The sequence below is a fragment of the Novipirellula sp. genome, from assembly GCF_041583735.1.
GTDB lineage: Bacteria > Planctomycetota > Planctomycetia > Pirellulales > Pirellulaceae > Novipirellula.
Genome location: NZ_JBFHFD010000952.1, coordinates 1 through 2,273, shown reverse-complemented (window position 1 = coordinate 2,273; position 2,273 = coordinate 1). Strand labels below are relative to the sequence as shown.

Here is a 2,273-nt window from a genome sequence, read left to right as displayed (position 1 = left end):
GCTGCACTTCCAAACTTGCAATCGATCGGTCTCGACCGCACGGCAGTGACGGATGCGGGGCTCGAGACGCTGTCGCGTAGTTCATCACTGCAAGCCATTGACGCCGGCTCCACACAAGTCACAGACTCTGGAATTGCGAATCTCGCATCGCTTGGAAACCTTCGGACGCTAAACCTCTACGCAGGTGATCCTGAATTTCGCGGTGATGCTCCAAACCCTTCAATCAGTGATGTCGGACTTGCCCACTTAAAGCAGTTTCCCAATCTGGAGGAACTCGATGTCACCGGATCAGAGATCACCGGCAGCGGACTCGCACGTCTTGCCGTCGACTGTCCTAAGTTGCGGCGTTTGGTGGTCAGCCATTGTGCACTCTCCACGGACGATTTGCGTCACATTGGATTGTTCAAACAATTGGAACAGTTTCAATGTTACGGAACCGTTCTCGACGACTCTGTTGTCAAGCAATTTGGATCTCTCACAAACTTACGTCAGCTTGTTGGCGATCTGCAGATTAGCAACGAAGGAGTCGATGTTCTATCCGCCTTACCAAGCCTTGAGGAGCTGAAACTTTCGGGCAAGTGTGACGATTCGTGCATGGCGTCAATCGCTGCGATGCCTTCCCTCCGGGATCTTGCTCTTACACACGCTCGGATCACCAATGAAGGATTTGCGTTGCTTGCCGATAACGCGAAGCTTGAGCATGTACAGATCACTGGAAACCAAGTAACGACCCGCTGCATCGAAACACTAGCAACCATGCCAAATCTGCGGCGACTCGGACTGATGGCCGTTGAGCCAAGAGCGGATGGCGAACCGATATGGAAGAGCCTCGAAACGCTAGCGCCATCGCTTTCAGAGTTATGGCTTTTCGGTTGTCCCAGTTTGGACGAAGCCGATTTCGCAAAACTGGCTCAGTTCCGAGATCTGAAAACGCTTCGAATTGAAGGCGGCCGTGCTATCACTGACGAAGACGTAAAACATCTCAAGCAACTCAATAAACTCGATTATCTTGAACTTACAAGTACCGTCATTACGGACGAAGGATTAACCGAGCTCATGAAACGGCCGGCGCTTCGTCGGCTTCGAATCAATTCCCTTGCGACCGAGAAGGGATTAGAGGCGTTAGCTCGGGCCTCAAGCATTCGATACGTGACGATAGGATCGCCTAACTTGACGGATGAGATCGTGCAGCGTGTTCACGACCGTCATCCCCAAATGGCTACAATCCGTCGGACAGAAATCTTGCTCCGCGATTCTCCAGTGTCTCGCTCCAAGAACAACGCGGACGAGTTTTGGCGAATGGGGACCGAAAGTGAGCGGGTGAAGCTCAACGCTCTTGAAGGTGAGACGGCTCCCAGATTGACTGTCACGGACTGGTTGAACCGCGACCAAAGTCTTGATTTGGCTGAGCTTCACGGCCGGGTGGTCTTGATTGAGTTCTGGGGAATATGGTGTGGGCCGTGTCGGAGACAAATGCCCAAAGTGCAAGGATTCCACGAGAAATATGCTGAACGCGGACTCGTGATTGTCGGGCTGCATTCCACAAAAGCAGCGGAGAAGGCAAATGAGTACATCGCAGCAAACGATATCTCTTGGGCAATTGGACTCGACGATAAAAAGCAGACATCCACCGCGTATGCAGTGCCGCATTGGCCATCGTTCTATCTTGTCGACCGAAATGGCGTGCTACGAATTGCAAATCCCTCGATGGACGATCTTGAAGCGGCAGTGGTGGCGTTACTTGACGAGTGATCTCGCACAAGGTTGAGTCCGCAGCAGGGACACTAGCTTGTTCGGCGTCAATTAGAACTTCACTTAGTGTCGCCTCACCTAATCTGATACCGATTGGTACGGTATCCCTTCTTTCTGCCCCTACATGTTTTTGCCCAAATCAGTAACCAAGGCTGCCCCCGGCGATACAACACCGATGCTCAGCCGACTCATCGTTCCGCGACATCCACTAAGCCCGCACCGCCGTAAGGCAAAAAGATGGGGGGGGCAAAAATATTCAGATTGCAGGACCATCTCCGGTATCCCATTTTCCTGCCCCTATCATTTTCCTGCCCAATTCAATAACCGACAGTGCACTCGGTAAAACGACGATGCCCGGGGACAGAGCACAAGCGTGACTGCATGCTCGCTCCCTAACCCGAGGTGGCGGGCGTGATCAACGCGAGACTGGCGAGTCTTTTTCTACGGTTGCTAGCATACTCTTCGATGGTTCATTCGCTGCACCGTACCGTGTGCCGCCGCTATCGTTTCTGGTGATTGCG

At 52.7% G+C, this 2,273-nt stretch carries 1 protein-coding gene; it reads left to right on the top strand.

What is annotated here, in order from left to right:
• Positions 1–1,752, top strand: a 1,752-nt coding sequence (locus ABX962_RS34940; protein ID WP_372726277.1) for a redoxin domain-containing protein, incomplete at its 5' end; no start/stop codon positions are given.
• Between the last annotated feature and the right edge of the window lie 521 nt (positions 1,753–2,273).